12 protein-coding genes are annotated in these 15,918 nt (G+C 68.5%); 6 read left to right on the top strand and 6 right to left on the bottom strand.

Going from position 1 to position 15,918, the window contains the following annotated elements:
- Positions 1–1,336, bottom strand: a 1,336-nt coding sequence (locus AC1DYI_RS12195; RefSeq protein ID WP_477204378.1) for an aminotransferase-like domain-containing protein, incomplete at its 3' end; no start/stop codon positions are given.
- Between the two features lie 82 nt (positions 1,337–1,418).
- Between AC1DYI_RS12195 and AC1DYI_RS12190 the strand changes: the two genes are divergently transcribed.
- On the top strand, positions 1,419–2,645 hold the full coding sequence (locus tag AC1DYI_RS12190; protein ID WP_477204377.1) for a benzoate/H(+) symporter BenE family transporter: 1,227 nt from the start codon (positions 1,419–1,421) through the stop codon (positions 2,643–2,645).
- 6 nt (positions 2,646–2,651) lie between these two features.
- On the opposite strand, the gene AC1DYI_RS12185 is transcribed toward AC1DYI_RS12190, so the two are convergent.
- The 4 genes from AC1DYI_RS12185 to AC1DYI_RS12170 all read right to left on the bottom strand — a co-directional run bounded on the left by AC1DYI_RS12185 (position 2,652) and on the right by AC1DYI_RS12170 (position 10,024).
- The gene (locus AC1DYI_RS12185) at positions 2,652–3,626 is read right to left on the bottom strand and encodes a glycoside hydrolase family 26 protein (RefSeq protein ID WP_477204376.1); all 975 of its coding nucleotides are present in this window, start codon (positions 3,624–3,626) and stop codon (positions 2,652–2,654) included.
- 187 nt (positions 3,627–3,813) lie between these two features.
- A complete protein-coding gene (locus AC1DYI_RS12180; protein WP_477204375.1) occupies positions 3,814–4,647 on the bottom strand; it encodes a DUF817 domain-containing protein in 834 nt (277 codons plus the stop codon).
- Between the two features lie 56 nt (positions 4,648–4,703).
- Complete coding sequence (locus tag AC1DYI_RS12175) at positions 4,704–8,057, bottom strand: two-component regulator propeller domain-containing protein (protein ID WP_477204374.1); 3,354 nt, start codon at positions 8,055–8,057, stop codon at positions 4,704–4,706.
- A 182-nt stretch (positions 8,058–8,239) separates the two neighbouring features.
- Positions 8,240–10,024: a DUF885 domain-containing protein gene (locus AC1DYI_RS12170; protein ID WP_477204373.1), complete on the bottom strand. Its 1,785-nt coding sequence runs from the start codon at positions 10,022–10,024 to the stop codon at positions 8,240–8,242.
- A gap of 133 nt (positions 10,025–10,157) precedes the next feature.
- Here AC1DYI_RS12170 and AC1DYI_RS12165 point away from each other — a divergent pair, with 133 nt between their 5' ends.
- From AC1DYI_RS12165 to AC1DYI_RS12150, 4 genes are read left to right on the top strand one after another with little or no spacing between them, the layout of a single operon-like run.
- Positions 10,158–11,150, top strand: a complete 993-nt coding sequence (locus tag AC1DYI_RS12165; RefSeq protein ID WP_477204372.1) for a P1 family peptidase — start codon at positions 10,158–10,160, stop codon at positions 11,148–11,150.
- On the top strand, positions 11,147–11,833 hold the full coding sequence (locus AC1DYI_RS12160) for a pseudouridine synthase (protein WP_477204371.1): 687 nt from the start codon (positions 11,147–11,149) through the stop codon (positions 11,831–11,833). The genes AC1DYI_RS12165 and AC1DYI_RS12160 overlap by 4 nt, the downstream gene beginning before the upstream one ends.
- 43 nt (positions 11,834–11,876) lie before the next feature.
- Positions 11,877–13,685: an ATP-binding protein gene (locus AC1DYI_RS12155; RefSeq protein WP_477204370.1), complete on the top strand. Its 1,809-nt coding sequence runs from the start codon at positions 11,877–11,879 to the stop codon at positions 13,683–13,685.
- Positions 13,686–13,695: 10 nt separating this feature from the next.
- On the top strand, positions 13,696–14,664 hold the full coding sequence (locus tag AC1DYI_RS12150; RefSeq protein WP_477204369.1) for a bifunctional riboflavin kinase/FAD synthetase: 969 nt from the start codon (positions 13,696–13,698) through the stop codon (positions 14,662–14,664).
- Here AC1DYI_RS12150 and AC1DYI_RS12145 read toward each other — a convergent pair.
- On the bottom strand, positions 14,661–15,278 hold the full coding sequence (locus AC1DYI_RS12145; RefSeq protein ID WP_477204368.1) for a PadR family transcriptional regulator: 618 nt from the start codon (positions 15,276–15,278) through the stop codon (positions 14,661–14,663). The two genes, AC1DYI_RS12150 and AC1DYI_RS12145, sit on opposite strands and share 4 nt — an antisense overlap.
- 101 nt (positions 15,279–15,379) lie before the next feature.
- On the opposite strand from AC1DYI_RS12145, the gene AC1DYI_RS12140 reads away from it, so the two are divergent.
- The coding region (locus tag AC1DYI_RS12140; protein ID WP_477204367.1) for an FAD-dependent monooxygenase at positions 15,380–15,918 on the top strand (539 nt) is incomplete at its 3' end.

Here is a 15,918-nt window from a genome sequence, read left to right as displayed (position 1 = left end):
AGCCACCACGGGCCGAGAACATCGGGCCCGGCGCCAGGCTGACGCCGGCGGCCAGCGCCTGGCGGTAGATCGCCAGGCTGTCGCTGCCCTCGGGCAGCTCGATCCAGAACACGAAGCCGCCGCTCGGGTCGGTCACCTTAGTGCCGGCCGGCATGGCCTGCTCGATGTGGCTGCGCACCCACCCGCTTTGCTGCGCAAAGCGCTCGCGTAGCGTGCGCAGGTGGCGAGCATGGTCGCGGCCGCCCAGGTAGTCGGCAATGGCCAGCTGAGGTGGTGCGCTGACCGCCAGCGCGCGCCCATACTGCAGGCGGACGAACTCTTCGAGAAAGCGGYCGGGCACGCACCAGCCCACGCGGTAGCCCGGTGCCAGCGTCTTCGAAAACGACGAGCAGGTCAGCACCCAGCCCTCGGCGTCGAAGGCCTTGCAGGGCCGCGGGCGCTGGCTGCCGAAGTACAGGTCACCGAAGACATCGTCTTCGATCAGCGGCAGGCGCTGGGCCGTGTGCCAGGCCACCAGGCGCTGCTTCTGCTCGTCGGGCATGCAGCAGCCGAACGGGTTGTGGAAGGTCGGGTTCAGCACCACCGCCGCCACCGGCGAAGCGGCCACCGCGCGCGCCAGTTCGTCCACATCCAGCCCGTCGCGCGGGTCGGTGGCGACCTCCAGCGCCTGCAGGCCCAGGTTCTCGATCGTCTGCAGGATGCCAAAGTAGGTCGGCGACTCGATCGCGACGCGGTCGCCGGGGCGGGTCACCGTGCGCAGCGCCAGTTCGAGCGCATCGGTGTCGCCGGCGGTGACCACGATGTCGTCGGCCGCGAGATCGCAGCCCCAGTCACGCGACAGGATCGCGATCTGCCGCCGCAGCTCGGGATGGCCTGGCGGCAGCGCATAGCGGGTGCAGTCGATGCGGCGCTTGCGTGCCGCGTCGGCCAGCGCCTGGCCCAGCTCACGCATCGGCAGAAGACTGTGGTGCACCACCGCGGCGCCCAGCGGCAGCAGTTGCGGTTGCTGGGTGGCAAGGTTCACGTCCGCCACCAGGCGGCTGACCTGGATCGGCTGCGAGGCCAGCGCGGTGCGCGTGCGTGCCGGCTCGGCCATGCGGGCGCGGCGCTGCTCGGGCACGAAACAGCCTGCGCGTGGGCGAGTCACCAGGTAGCCGTGCCGTTCCAACCATTCGATCGCCTGGTTGGCGGTCGACAGGCTGATGCGCTCCTGCGCCATCAGCTGGCGCACCGACGGCAGGCGCTGGCCGGGCAAAAAGACGCCGGCGTCGATCTGCGCCATCAGCCGCTGCGCCACCTCACGGTACAGGAAGGTCGAGGTGGTAGCGCTTGGCATCTGGATGATCGACAGGCTGTATCCGAAAGATTGCGGCCGACTGTATCTGCCGCCGCCACAAGGCCGTGGCGATCATCGCCGCATGCGCCAAGACATTTCGCTTTCAGCCCTCGTTGCCGGCGTCATCGCCGTCGTCGTTTCGTATGCCGGCCCGCTGGTGATCGTGTTCCAGGCTGCCCAAGCCGCACACCTTGGCCCCGAGCTGTTGTCGTCGTGGATCTGGGCCATCTCGATCGGTGCGGGCCTGACCGCGATCACCTTGAGCCTGCGTTTCCGAGCGCCGGTGATCACCGCCTGGTCGACGCCCGGCGCCGCGCTGCTGGTAACCGCCCTGCCCGGCGTGACGCTCCCGCAGGCGATCGGCGCCTACCTCTTCTCGGCCGCGCTGATCACCTTCTTCGGCTGGAGCGGCTGGTTCGACGCGTTGATGAAACGTGTGCCGCGGGCGATCGCCGCAGCGATGCTGGCCGGCATCTTGCTGCGCTTCGCAATCGACGTGCTGGGCGCCGCCCGCAGCGCGCCGATGTTGGTGGGCACGATGTTCGTGCTCTTTCTGGTGCTCAAGCGCCTGCAGCCGCGCTATGCGATTGCCGGCGTGCTGCTGGGCGGCACGGCCTTCGCCGCGCTGGCCGGCGACCTGCGGCTCGAAGCCTTGTCGCTGACCTGGGCCCGACCGGTCTGGACCACGCCCGAGTTCGATCTGCGCACGATGCTGGGGTTGGGCTTGCCCTTGTGTCTGGTCACGTTGACAGGTCAGTTCGTGCCCGGCATCGCAGTGATGCGCGCCGCCGGGTATACGACGCCGGCCAACCCGCTGGTCACGACCAATGGCATCGCCTCGCTGCTGCTGGCGCCGTTCGGTGCCCACGGCATCAACCTGGCCGCGATCACCGCGGCGATCTGCACCGGACCGGAGGCACACGAGAACCCCGCACGGCGCTATGTGGCCGGCGTCGCGTGCGGCGCGCTGTACCTGATCGTCGGGGCCTTCGGTGCGACGCTGGCCGCGCTGTTCGCGGCCCTGCCGCACGCGCTGGTTGCCGCCATCGCGGGCCTCGCCTTGATGGGCGCGATTCAAAACGGCTTGGGCGGCGCGATGGCCGACGAGGGCCAGCGAGAAGCCGCGCTGGTCACCTTCGTCGTCACGGCGTCGGGCACCGTGTTCCTGGGCCTGGGTGCGGCGTTCTGGGGGCTGGCGTTGGGACTGGCCACCAACGCTGCGCTGAGCCGCGAGCCGATGGCGTTCACCCAGGCGTTGCGCGGCTGGCTCGCGGCCCGCTGGGCGCCTGGCGAACGCCAGGCCCCTTGAGGCGGCTTACTTGTTGCCGAAATGCGGGTCGTTGGCCATCGCCTTGAAGGCTTCCAGCCCAGGGCCTTGCAACTCGTAGCCTGAGCCCTCGTAGCTGCGGTCTTCCTTCTTCAGCTTGCCCGCGTTCTGCCACCACAAGAAGGCCTTGATCTGCGGGTGCGTCTTCAGGAACTCACGCGCGGTCTGCAGCCACAGGGTCTGCGGGTCGGGGTTCTTCTTGGGGTCACTGACAGCGCCGGTCTCGGCCACCATCAGGGGCTTGCCCATGCCGGAGGTCGCGGCATAAAAGGCCAGCATGCCCGGGTCGGTGGCGAAGGACTTGGCCTGGTTGCCCTTGTTGTAGTTGTCGATGCCGATCCAGTCGACATAGTCGTTGCCTGGGTAGAAGTTCTTCCACTCGCCGCTGATGTAGGCGTTGTGCCCTGGCGCAAAGACCCATTCGACGTTGTTCGCACCGACCTTGCGGAAGATGTCGACTACGTGCTTCCACGCGGCGACGTACTTGGTGCCGGCCAGCGGCAGATTCGTCTTGACCTTGAACCCAGTGAAGCAGGTGTTCTCCTGGTTGTTGCTCATCTCGTAGTTGTAGCGAACCAGGATCGGCGGGCCGCCCAAGGCCTTGACCTGCTCGGCCTGCTTGCGCAGCTGGTCGTCATAAGTCCCGGCGTTGATCGCATCGGCCGTTGCACAGCCCTTGGACGGGTCGCTGCGCTGGAAGACGATACGCCACGACAGCATCGAACGGCGGCCATTGGCGCGGTTCCACTTGACACGGTCGACATCAGGGAACAGCGCCCAGTCTTCGTGGTCGTTGTCGATCGTCAGCTTGCGACCGATCTGCTTCTCGAACGCCTCGAACTTCTCCTTCGAGCGGGGGTCGTGCTGCGAGCCCACATGGGCGCCCAACAGCACGTTGGGTTCGGCCGAGGCATTGGTGCTGGCCAGCAGGGTCAGGCACAAAAGCGATAGCAGGCGGTTCATGTCGTCACTCCTCGGATCCGGTGAAGGGCGGCCGCGCAAGGTGTTGTGCACCCGGGCCTGTTGTCATGTCGGAGCAACTGATGTGCCCGCAGCGTGACCGGTCCAGCCGCGGCGCAGGTTAACGGACGCCATGTTGCTGCGTATGCCCCGATCGTTTCCATCGGTGTCGCGCGAATGAAATGGCGGATCAGCGCGGAACGTAAACCGTCGCCTTGATGTGCTTGAGGTTGGTGACGATCGTGAAGCTCATCAGCACCAGCAGCGACCAGGCACTCCACTTCGTCACGTGCACCGCGGCCCACGCGCCCAACTGGTGGGGGTAGGCCCAGAGGCCAAAGAAGGTGCCTATGTTCTCAGCCAGCCAGATGAAGAAGCCGACCAGCACCAGGCCCAGTGCCAGCGGCATGCGCCTGTCGATGCGGTAGGGTCGGAACACGATCTGTGCGCGCGCATACAGGCCCAGCGCGACGGCCGCCAGGTACCAGCGATAGTCACCGATGAAGTGGTGCGTGAAGAAGTTGAGGTAGATCGCACTGGCGATCAGGCCCGCCATCCAGTACGGCGGGTGGTGCTCGACACGCAGGTTCAGCAGCCGCCAGGCCTGGATGATGTAGCTGCCGACTGCTGCATACATGAAGCCCGAGAACAGCGGCACGCCGAAGACCTTGGTGTAGGCAAAGTCGGGGTAGGACCAGGACTTGACGCCGCTCGAAGTCTTGAAGACTTCGAGMGCGAAGCCAAGCAAGTGGAACAAGCAGATGGCCTTCAGCTCGTCGGCGGTCTCACGGCCGGTCCAAACCAGCCCGGCCTGGATCACCAGCGCAATCAGCAGCAACAGGTCGTAGCGCGGAACGCCGAGCACCCCGGCGCGCGGCACGAACAGCACCGACGCGAAGAACAGCCCGGCGAAGATGCAGGCGTGGGCTTCCTTGAGCGTGAAGTGCAGAAACTCTCGCAGCCAGGCCCGCCAGTCCAGACGCGCGGCGCCGGCACGGGCCGATGAAGTGGTGGCATCGGTCATGGCCAGATGATGCCGCGAAAGTCGGCCCGTTCATCGGCCCCGGCGGGCCGGGCAGATCAGGTCTGCGCTGACGCGGGGCTGAACGGCCAGGGAGCGCCTTCGCCGGTCGCRGCGGGCGCCAGGGCCTGGGCGACCACATCCAGCGGTTTGTTGCTGGTGGTGCGGATGCCGCCTTCGTGCAGAGCCTTTTGCGGTCCGCCCGAGGCGGTCGCGAGCAGACTCTCGGGCTGCGCCTCTTCGGTCGCGTGCAGGCCGACCCACGCGTCGCGACCGGCGCGCTTGGCGGCGTACAGCGCCAGGTCGGCCAAGCGCACCACGTCTTGCCAGCCCAGCGCGTGCGGCCGCCACGGCAGGTAAGGCAGGCAGGCGAAGCCGATCGAGCAGGTCACCGTCAGCAGCTTGCCGTCGTCGGTCACGAACGGGGTTTCGGCGACCACCGCGCGCATGCGCTCGGCAAGCTCTTCGGCGCGGGCACGGTCGGTGTCGCGCGCCACCGCCAGGAACTCTTCGCCGCCCCAGCGCACCAGGTAGTCGGACTCGCGCATCACCGAGCGCAAGCGGCGGCTGAATTGCACCAGCACGGCGTCGCCGACCGCGTGGCCATGCACGTCGTTGACGCGCTTGAAGTGGTCGACGTCGAGCAGGAAGAACACGCTGTCGGTGTCGATCGGCGTGCCACCGCCCGCGCGCGCCTCTTGCCAGCGGCGCAGGCTGGCCGCGATGTCCTGCTCGATGTGGTCGGTCAGGAAGCGGCGGTTGTGCAGGCCGGTCAGTGGGTCGGTGATGCTGCTGAGTTCGAGCACCAGCGACTTGTCTTTCAAGGCCTTGTGCAGCGCTTCGAGCTCGGCTGTGCGCTCGCGCACCTTGCGCTCGAGCTCGACATGGCGGGCCCGCAGCAGCCGCGTGCGCACCTGCACGATGACGACCAGCAAGCTGAACAGCGCCAGCGCGACGCCGAGGCGGAACCAGATCGTCTGGTGCCAGGCCGGCCGCACGCGGATCGGCAGGCCGACGACACGCTCGCTCCAGACACCGTCGCGGTTGGAGCCCCGCAACATCAACCGGTAGTTGCCCGGCGGCAGGTTGGTGTAGGCCGCGAGCCGGCGCGATGCATCGGTCTCGACCCAGTCGGCGTCGAAGCCTTCGAGCTTGTAGGCGTATCGGTTGCGCTCGGGCGCCGAGAAATCGATGGCTGAAAACTCGACGGCCAGGCTGTTGGCCTCGGACGGCACGATCAATGCGTTGGCCGCCGTGGCGACGCCGGCCGCGTCCGCCACGGCGAAGCGCGCCGCCGGCAGGCTGCGACCGCCGACCTTCAGATCGGTGACCACCACCGCCGGGTGGTACTGCCAGGCCTGCAACCGCTCAGAGCGCACGATCGTCATGCCGCCGGCACCGCCGAACAGCAGCTCGCCTTCGGCGGTGCGGGCGGCCGAGCCGGTCCAGTAGGTCGGGAAGACGACGCCTTCGGCCCGCCGCAGTGCGCGCATCGCCAGGGTGGCCGGGCTGATTCTGGCCAGGCCGTTGTCGGTGCTGGCCCAGATCTGGCCCTGCGGGTCTTCCAGCAAGGCGTTGACGTTGCCGTCGGGCAGGCCCTGCGGCGTGCCCAGGCGGGTCACGCTTCCCATGCGGTCTTGCAAGGGCAGCACATCGATGCCGCCGCCATAAGTGCCGACCCACAAGCGGCCCTGCGCATCGGGCAACAAGGCAGTGACGAAGCCGGCCGACAGGCCGCGCGGCGACGCCGGGTCCGGCAGATAACGCGTCACTTCGCCGGTCGACGGGTCGACCTGGTTCAGGCCGTAGCGCGTGCCGACCCACAGCGTGTGGTTGCTGCCCTTGGCCAGCACGATGATGCGCTGGTCGCTCAGGCCTGATGCCTTGTCGCGCAGCACCGGCGTGGTGGTCTGAGTTCGCAGGTCCAGCTTCCACAGGCCGTCGGTCTGGCCACCTATCCACAAGTTGTCGCCATCGGCCAGCAGCGCCCAGGTCGATGCCGCTGGGTCACGACCCGTGAGCGTGACGCGCATGACGCGGTGGCCATCCGCACTCGCGTGGTACAGGCCCCGCTTGGTGCCGATGAAGACGCCGCCGTCAGGGGCGTGCTCCATGCCGAGCACGATGTCTTGCGGCAGCGACGTGTCGGGGTGCGCCGCATCGGGCTTCAGCATGCCGACCCGCGCGCCGGTGCCGTCGAGGATGTCGACCCCGCTCTTGTGCGTGCCCAGCCACAGCCGGCCCTGCGGCATCGGCAGGATCCAGCTGATCTCGGTGCTGGCGCGGGCGGCCGGTGATGCATCTGCGCTGGTGGCGCCGAATCGCGTCAGGATCRCCGACTGGCGCGGGTCGTGCCGGCTGACACCCCGGTTGGTGGCCACCCAGACCAGGCCGGCGCGGTCGCGGTACAGGTCGCGCAGCGCGTTATCGGGCAGGCTCATCGGCCAGGTCGGCACGTTGCGAATGCGGTGGGTTTCGCCGCGCGCCAGGTCGACCGAGACGATGCCCTGGCCGACCATGCCGATCCACATTTCGCCGGGCTGCACTTCGGCGAGCGTGACGACCTGACGGTCGCGCAACAGGTCCACCCCGTCGGGCGAAGAAGTTTCGTAGACGGGGTGGGCCGGGCCCTTGCCGTGGCCTTCGAGCACGAATGCACCGTGCTGCAGCGTGCCAACCCACAAGCGGCCAGCGCTGTCTTCAGCCAACGTCTGCGGCTCGGGCTGCGCGCCTTGGCTGGACAGCAGCCGCACCGGCGTGAATTGGTCGCCGTGCGGTTCGCGGCGGAACAGGCCCGCAGCACTGCCGACCCACAGCGCGCCGAGTTCATCGCGCAGCACCACGTGTACCCGCACACCRGCCAGCCCGGCCCAGCCGCTGCCGCCTGCGGTCGCGTGCACGATGCTGCCGCTGGCCGGGTCGAGGTGGTCCAGGCCGCCGTCGGTGGCGACCCACAAGCCGCCAGCACCGTCGTCGACGATCGAACGCACGCTGACGTGGCTCAAGCCCTTGTCGCCGACCGGGTAGCTGACGAAGCGGTCGCTGGCCGCGTCGTAGCGCACGATCCCGGCTGAGCTGGTGCCGACCCACAGCGTGCCGTTGGCGTCGCCGTGCAGCGTCTGGATGAAGTTGTCAGGCAGCGCGCCCGGGGTGTGCAGGTCGGCCTTGTAGACGTGGAAGCGGTAGCCATCCCAGCGCGCCAGGCCACCCAGCGTGCCGACCCACAGAAAGCCCTGCCCGTCTTCCGCCACCGCGGTGGCGATCTCGTTGGGCAGGCCGTTGTCCTGCGTCAGGTGCTGGAAGGCGATCTCGGTCAGATGTGACCAGCGCTTGGCCGGCGCCACCTCGGCGGCGGCCGGTGCGGCAGGTGCGGCCAGCGCGGGCCCCACCCAAGCGCCCACGAGCAACACCATCAGCAGACCGCGAACGATCAGCTGGGCACCTCGGAGCGATATGGGGCAGGCGGGTGGCAACACGGGGGCGAAGGCAAGAGCAGGGCAAGTTACCCGCAGTTGCAGATTCTCTCCGACTGGCGCCAACACGCAATGTGGCGAAATGCCGCTTCATTGCCCGGGCAAGCCCGGGATCAAAGCGGTCAGTGCGGTGCCGGCGAGCGGCGCTGCTGCGCGATCCACAGATCGATGCGTGCTTCGAGCGCCGTCAGCGGCACCGAGCCGGTCTCCAGCACGGCGTCGTTGAAGTCACGCAGGTTGAAGCGCTGACCCAGCGTCTGCTGCGCCCGCTGGCGCAGTTCCGAAATTTTCAGCTGGCCGATCTTGTAGGCCAGCGCCTGGCCCGGGTCGCCGATGTAGCGGTCGACCTCGTTGACGATGTCGAGCTCGGTCTTCGGCGCGTTGTCCTTGAAGTAGGCGATCGCCTGCTCGCGGCTCCAGCCCTTGGCGTGCAGGCCGGTGTCGACCACCAGGCGCACGGCACGCCACATCTCGTAGGTCAGCTGGCCGTAGCGCTCGTACGGGTCGTCGTACAGGCCCATGTCGTAGCCGAGTTGCTCGGCATACAGCGCCCAGCCCTCGCTGTAGGCGACGAAGTAGGCCGTCTTGCGGAACATCGGCATCTCAGGCAGCTCGAGCTGGCGGGCGAACTGGAAGTGATGGCCCGGCACGGCCTCGTGCAGCGCGAGCGGCAGCATCTCCCAGCGCGGGCGCGATTCGGGTTGGTAGAGATTGGCGTAGAAGTACGCCGCGCGGCTGCCGTCCGCCGCGCCGCCCTGGTAGTAGCCAGCGGTCGCATCGGGCGCGGCTTCGGCCGGAATCGGGCGTACGCCATAGGGCAAGCGCGGCACGGTGCGGAACACACGCACCAGCTCGGGGTCGATGCGCTTGGCCACCGCGCGATACGCCTCGAGCAGCGCTTCGGGCGTCGGGCAGAAGAACTTCGGGTCGCTGCGCAGGTACTTGAAGAATTCCTCGCGCGTGCCCTTGAAGCCGATCTCGGCCTGCAGCTTGTCCATCGCCGCGCGCAGCCGAGCCACTTCCCTCAGGCCAGTCTCGTGGATCGCGTCGACGCTCAGGTTGGTGGTCGTGTAGTAGCGGGCCCGAAAGGCGTAGTAGGCTGGGCCGTCGGGCCCATCAGTCGCTGCGACTGTCGTGCGCGCCTTCGGCAGGTAGCTGGTGTTCACATAGTCCAGCAGCTTGCGGTAGGCCGGCACGATGTGCTCGCGCACATGCTTGAGCGCCTCGGCACTGAGCGCCTGGCGATCGGCCTCGGTCACCGCCGCCGTGAAGCGCAGGAATGGGCGGTAGAACGGGCTCGCCGTGGGATCGTCGACGATCTGCGCGCTGATTTGCGCCGGTACACGCTCGATCAGCACCCGCGGCGGCACGTGGCCGGTGCGCACACCTTCTTGCATCAGCGCGATGACCTGGTCGATCACCTGCGGCAGCGTGGCCATGCGGGCCAGGTAGCGCCGGTAGCCGGCCACGTCGTCGAACGGCATGATCTCGGCGATGCCGGCGGCCAGCTGCACCCCGCTGCGCTGGTTGATCGGCTCGAGGTACTCGCGGAAACGCTGGCGCTCGATCGTGTGCGTCAGCTGCCATTCGAAGGTGTCGTAGTGCACCCGATCGGCGGCCGACAAGGCCTGCCGGTTGATCGTGTGCAGCTTCGCCAGCGCCGCGCGGTCCGCTGCCTCTTGCTTCGCGATGTTCGCCAGGCTCATGTCGCTCCAGCGGTCGTCGAAGCGCGTATCGCCGTTGTAGCTGGCCATCTCGGGACTCTCGCGCAGCGTGCGCTCCCATTCGTCGGCAAACAGCTGGTGCAGCGCGCGCGCGGCCGGCGCGGCACCGGTCTTGGTCTGCGCCGGCGAGGCGGCCATCGAACCCGTCATGAGGGCCGCCACCATGATCACGAAACGCAGCATGCAAGTCTCCGGCACATACAGGCGAAGCCGCGATGCTAGTGCGCTTTGGTCCGAATAACTGGCGCCGAAAGACACCTCGCGCCGACGATGATGCGGCTGTCGGGAACGCTCCGGCGCTGGCTACCATCGCGGCATGCCCACCACCCCCGCCTCGATCGGCGATATCGCCGGCCTGAAGATCGGCCATTTCACCGACGCGCGCCGCCCTACCGGCTGCACCGTGCTGCTGTGCGAAGCCGGTGCGGTGGCCGGCATCGACGTGCGCGGCGGTGCCACCGGCACACGAGAAACCGCGCTGCTGGCGCCCGGTGCACTGGTCGACAAGGTCCATGCGCTGCTGCTGACCGGCGGCAGCGCCTTCGGGCTGGACGCGGCCAGCGGCGTGATGCGCTGGCTCGAAGAACGCGGCCACGGCATCGCCGTCGGCCCGGCACGGGTGCCGATCGTTCCGGCCGCGGTGTTGTTCGACCTGTGGCTGGGCGACCCGAGCATCCGACCCGATGCGGCCGCTGGTTATGCAGCATGCGAAGCCGCGCACAGTGGCCCGGTCGAGGAAGGCAACGTCGGCGCGGGCGCCGGCGCCGTCGTCGGCAAGCTGTTCGGCCTGCCGCATGCGATGAAGGGCGGCATCGGCTGCGCGGCCCTGCGCGTGGGCAACATCACCGTCGCGGCGCTGGTGGCTGTCAACGCACTGGGTGACGTTTGTGACCCGGCCACCGGCGCGCTGGTGGCCGGCGCCCGCGACGGCAGCGGCCAACGCTTGCGCAACAGCCTGGCAGCGTTGGCGCGTGGCGAAGGCCCGGCCGCTCTGCTGGCCGGCCTCAACACCACCATCGGCCTGGTCGCGACCGATGCGACACTCGACAAAGCCCAGGCCAACCGCCTGGCCGCGATGGCGCAGGYCGGCCTGGCCCGCAGCATCGTGCCCGCCCACACCCAACACGACGGCGACCTGCTGTTCGCGCTCGCCACCGGCGGCGTGTCCGGCCCGGTCGAGCATGCCCAACTCAGCGTGCTCGGCGCACTGGCCGCCGAAGCAGTCACCCAAGCCATATTGCGCGGCGTGCGCGCTGCGACCGGTCTGCCTGGCCTGCCGGCGGCGCGAGACCTCACCACGACACCATGAAACTCTCACAAATCCTGTTCAGCCAAGGTTTTGGCACCCGCCGCGTCTGCGCCGGCCTGATCGACGCCGGCCTGGTCCGCCACAACGGCGAAACCCTGGACGACCCCGACGTCGACCTGCCGACCGACGGCCTGGTGCTCGAGGTCGAAGGCAAGCCCTGGCCCTTCCACACGCAAGCGTTGGTGATGCTGCACAAGCCGGCCGGCTACGAGTGCTCGCAAAAGCCCAAGCACCACCCCAGCGTGCTGACACTGCTGCCCGCGCCGCTGCGCCAGCGCGGCGTGCAGCCGATCGGCCGGCTCGACGAAGACACCACCGGCCTGCTGCTGCTGACCGAAGACGGCAAGCTGATCCACAAGCTCACCTCACCGAAGCACCATGTGCCCAAGGTCTACGAGGTCGGCTGCAAGCACCCGGTCGACACGACCCAGGTCGAGCGCCTGCTGGCCGGCGTGGTGCTGGACGACGACCCGGCGCCAGTACGCGCCGCCGCCTGCGAAGCGGTCGGCGAATGCGGCCTGCGCCTGACCTTGACAGAGGGCAAGTACCACCAGGTCAAGCGCATGGTCGCGGCGGTCAGCAACCGCGTCGAGACGCTGCACCGCAGCACGTTCGGCCCGCTGGTGCTGCCAGCGGATCTGGCCCCGGGTCAGTGGCGGTGGGTGCCCGGCTGGCCGGGTTGACCAGCATCCCGCCTTTCGCGCCGCTGCCTATCATGGGGTGGCGATGGAAACGCTTTCTCCGGCTCGACAGAACGCCAGCGTGGCGCCGGAAGCCGGCGACCGTCAGGCGATCGACGACCAGGTGGCCGTCGAACGCGTGCGCATCCTGTATGAGCGCACACCGCAGGCACTGTGGGGCGGGCTGGCCTTCGCTGCGCTGCTGGCCTGGGGCTTGGCGCCGATCGTCGGCGCCGGCATGGCCTGGGGCTGGTACGGCGTCAAGGTGCTGCTCTGGGCCGTGCGCTTCACGCAATGGCGCCGCTTTACCCACGACGCCAATTGGCCGCAACGCGCCGAACACTGGCGCCGCCAACACGACCTGCTGGCCACGCTGGATGGCGTGACCTGGGGCATCGTCGGGCTCGTCGTCCACGCCGCCAAACCCAGTCTGCTCGACGGCRTGGTGCTGGCCTCGATGGTCGGCGTGGCCTCGGTCGGCGTGTTCACGCTCAGCAGCCACATGCGCCATGCGACGCATTTCATGGCCGCCACCTTGTTCCCGGTCTTTGCCTTCCACCTGCTGCAGGGTGGCGTCTACGCCTGGTTGGTGTCGGGCGGCCTGGCGATCTACTTCGTGGTCATCGTGGTCGAAGGCCTGAGCAGCCACGGCCGCATGCTCGAGCTGTTGCGCCTGCGCTTCGAGAACGCCGCAATCGCCGACCAACGCCATCGCGCACTGTTGCTGGCCGAGCACTCGAACGCCGCGAAGAGCCGCTTTCTCGCCACGGTCAGCCATGAGTTGCGCACACCGCTGAATGGCATCCTCGGCATGTCGCAGCTGATGGCGCTGGAGGGCTTGCCGCCCGAGCAGGCCAGCCGCAACCAGGTGGTGCAGACCTCGGCCGAACACCTGCTCAGCCTGATCGGCGACCTGCTCGATGTGTCGCGCATCGAGTTCGGCCGGATCGAGCTGCACCCGCAGCCGGTGGCGCTGCACGCGCTGCTCAACGAAGTGACGACGCTGCTGCGGCCGGTGGCCCAGGCCAAGGGTTTGCAACTGCACCTTCAGGCCGGGCCGGCGCTGCCACAGCAAGTGCAATGCGACCCGGTGCGGGTCAAGCAGGTGCTGCACAACCTGGTCGGCAATGCGATCAAGTTCACCGCCGAAGGTGAAGTGCGRCTGGCGGCCGGCCAGCGCGAAGGATTGATCGTTTTCACCGTCAGTGACACCGGCGAAGGCATCGCGCCGGCGCAGGCCGAACGCATTTTTTCGGCCTTCGAGCAGGCCCCGACCAACGCCGACGCGCGGCACACAGGCACCGGCCTGGGCCTGACGATCTCGCGTCACCTGGCTCGCGCGATGGGCGGCGACGTGGTCTGCCGCACGTCTGCCGGCCCGGGCGCGGTGTTCGAGTTCACGATGGCCGATGTGCCGACCACCGACGTGCCGGCCACGACCACCACGGCGGCGACTGTGCCCACGCTGCCGCCGGCCTGCGTGCTGGTGGTCGAGGACAACGCGGTCAATGCGCTGGTCGCGACCGGCATGCTCGAGCGCCTGGGCCTGCGCTGGCGGCTCGCAGGCGACGGCGAGCAGGCGCTGACGCAGCTGACTCAGCAGTCTTTCGACCTGGTGCTGATGGACTGCCAGATGCCGGTACTCGACGGCTTCGAAGCCACGCGCCGCTGGCGCGCCACCGAAGCCCAGCGGCCCAACACGCAGCGGCTGCCGATCGTCGCGCTGACCGCCTTCGCGGTCGAGGGCGACAGCGCCCAGTGCCAGGCGGCCGGCATGGACGGCCACCTCGCCAAGCCCTTCACGCTGCACGCCCTGGCGGACGAGCTGGCGCGTCACCTGCGGACCACGGCATAACATCGCGCCCATGCGCATTCTTCGTGGCCTGCACAACCCCCACGCCCTGCCCGGCCCGGGCTGCGCGTTGACGATCGGCAATTTCGATGGCGTGCACCGCGGCCACCAGGCCATGCTGGCGCTGCTGAACAACGAGGCGAAACACCGCGGGCTGCGCAGCTGCGTGATGAGCTTCGAGCCGCACCCGCGCGACTACTTCGCCGCCAAGGCCGGCACGCCCGAGAAGGCGCCGACCCGCATCGCGACGCTGCGCGACAAGCTCGGCGAGCTGGCCCGCTGTGGCGTCGACGACGTCGTGATCCTGCGCTTCGACCAGGCGCTGGCCAACTTGTCAGCCGAAGACTTCATCCAGCAGATGCTGGTCGACCGGCTGAATGCCCGCTACGTGCTGGTCGGCGACGACTTCCGCTTCGGCGCCAAACGTGCCGGCGACTATGCGCTGCTCGATGCGGCCGGCGCGAAGCTCGGCTTCGACGTGGCGCGGATGATGAGCTACGAGGTGCATGGCCTGCGCGTGTCCAGTTCGGCCGTGCGCGAGGCGCTGGACGGGGGCGACATKGAGCGTGCGGCCACGCTGCTGGGCCGGCCCTACGCGATCAGCGGCCATGTGGTGCACGGCAAGAAGCTCGGCCGCGAGCTGGGCTTTCGCACGCTGAACCTGCGCTTCCCGTTCAAGCGGCCGGCCGCGCACGGCATCTTCATCGTGCGGGTCCACGGCCTGGGCGGCGTCGTGCTGCCCGGCGTCGCGAGCCTGGGCGTGCGGCCGACTGTCGAAGACGCCGGCCGCGTGCTGCTCGAAACCCACTGCCTCGACTGGCCCGCCACATTCCACGCCGAAGCCGGCTACGGCGAACTGATCTCGGTCGAGCTGCTGCACAAGCTGCACGACGAGCGACGCTACGAATCGCTCGACGCGCTGCGCGCCGCGATCGCGCAGGACGAAGCCGACGCGCGGGCCTGGTTCAAGGCCAACGGCTAAGGCACCGACTGCAACTGCGCCGACACCTGCTTCAGCCAGGCGGCGCTCCAGGTCAGGCGCTTCTCGCGCAGATCGTCGACCACGCCTTCGAGCCAGCGGACCTCGGCCGCCAGCATCGCCTKGCGGTATTCGTCCTCGACCAGAAACAGCCGCGGCAGGCCGGCCTTCAGTTGCGCCTCGCTGACCGCACGCAACGCCGCCAGTTGCTCCTGCTGCACTGACAGCCGCGCTTCGAGCTGCCGCAGCGCCTCTTTCGGTGACAGCACCGGCAAGAAAGCCAGCGCCGCCGGCAAGTCGGGGAACTCGGCCGCCGGCACCGCCAGCATGTCCTTCATCCAGCCCTGCAACGTGGCCGCGCCGTCGTCGGTGATCTGGTAGGTCACCCGCTCGGGCCGGCCTTCGTCCCTTGCCGTTTCCAGCACCTGGATCAGCCCGGCACGCAACAGCCGCGAGATCGTCTGGTAGACGCTGTTGCGCTGGCCGACATTGACGACCGTGTCCTTGCCGCGCTGCTTGATCAGCTCATGCATGCGGTAAGCGTGCATCGGCGCCTCGGCCAGGAAGGCCAGCACCACCAGGGCCAGCGGGGATCGTTGTCGGGCGCGTTCAGACATGGGGAAAGTCTAGCGGTTGGTGTCCAGTCATTGGCATCATTAGTCATAGTATGTATAGTCTCGTTCATTCTATTCATTCAATGACTATCGAAAGGACAAGAATGAGAGCATTGATCGTGGGCTGCGGGATCGCCGGCATGGTGACCGCGATGGCCCTGCAGAAAGTGGGCATCGAGGCGACGCTGTTCGAGGCCTTCGAGCAAGGAGCCGACGGTGTCGGCGGCTTCCTGACACTGGCCACCAACGGCGTCGCGGCGCTGAAATCGATCGGGATCGACGCCCGTGCACTGGGCGGTTTCGACACGCCGCGGATGACGCTGGCCCTGAGTGACGGTGCGACGCTGGCCATGTACGCACTGGGCGGTGGCAGCAGCGTTGACGCGGTGGCCCAGACCATCAAGCGGGCCGACCTTTACGCCGCGCTGCGCGACGAAGCGCTGCGACGCGGGATCCGCATCGAGATGGGCAAGCGGCTGGTCGGCGTTGAAGAGCGCGCCGATGGCGTTGTCGTCGCCCGCTTTGCCGACGGCAGCCACGCCGAGGGCGACCTGCTGATCGGTGCGGACGGCCTGCGCTCGCAAGTTCGCCGGCTGATCGACCCGCAGGCCCCCGCCGGGCGCTACGTGCCACTGCTCAATGT

This window comes from Ideonella sp. P3_A4, from assembly GCF_056403075.1.
The sequence above is the reverse complement of the archived record's forward strand: the minus strand, read 5'-3'. Positions and strand labels throughout refer to the sequence as shown.

Excerpts from the sequence above, each read along its gene's own strand:
- AC1DYI_RS12190 (WP_477204377.1), top strand. The coding sequence starts at position 1,419 with ATGCGCCAAGACATTTCGCTTTCAGCCCTCGTTGCCGGCGTCATCGCC.
- AC1DYI_RS12160 (WP_477204371.1), top strand. The coding sequence starts at position 11,147 with ATGAAACTCTCACAAATCCTGTTCAGCCAAGGTTTTGGCACCCGCCGC.
- AC1DYI_RS12170 (WP_477204373.1), bottom strand. The coding sequence starts at position 10,024 with ATGCTGCGTTTCGTGATCATGGTGGCGGCCCTCATGACGGGTTCGATG.
- AC1DYI_RS12185 (WP_477204376.1), bottom strand. The coding sequence starts at position 3,626 with ATGAACCGCCTGCTATCGCTTTTGTGCCTGACCCTGCTGGCCAGCACC.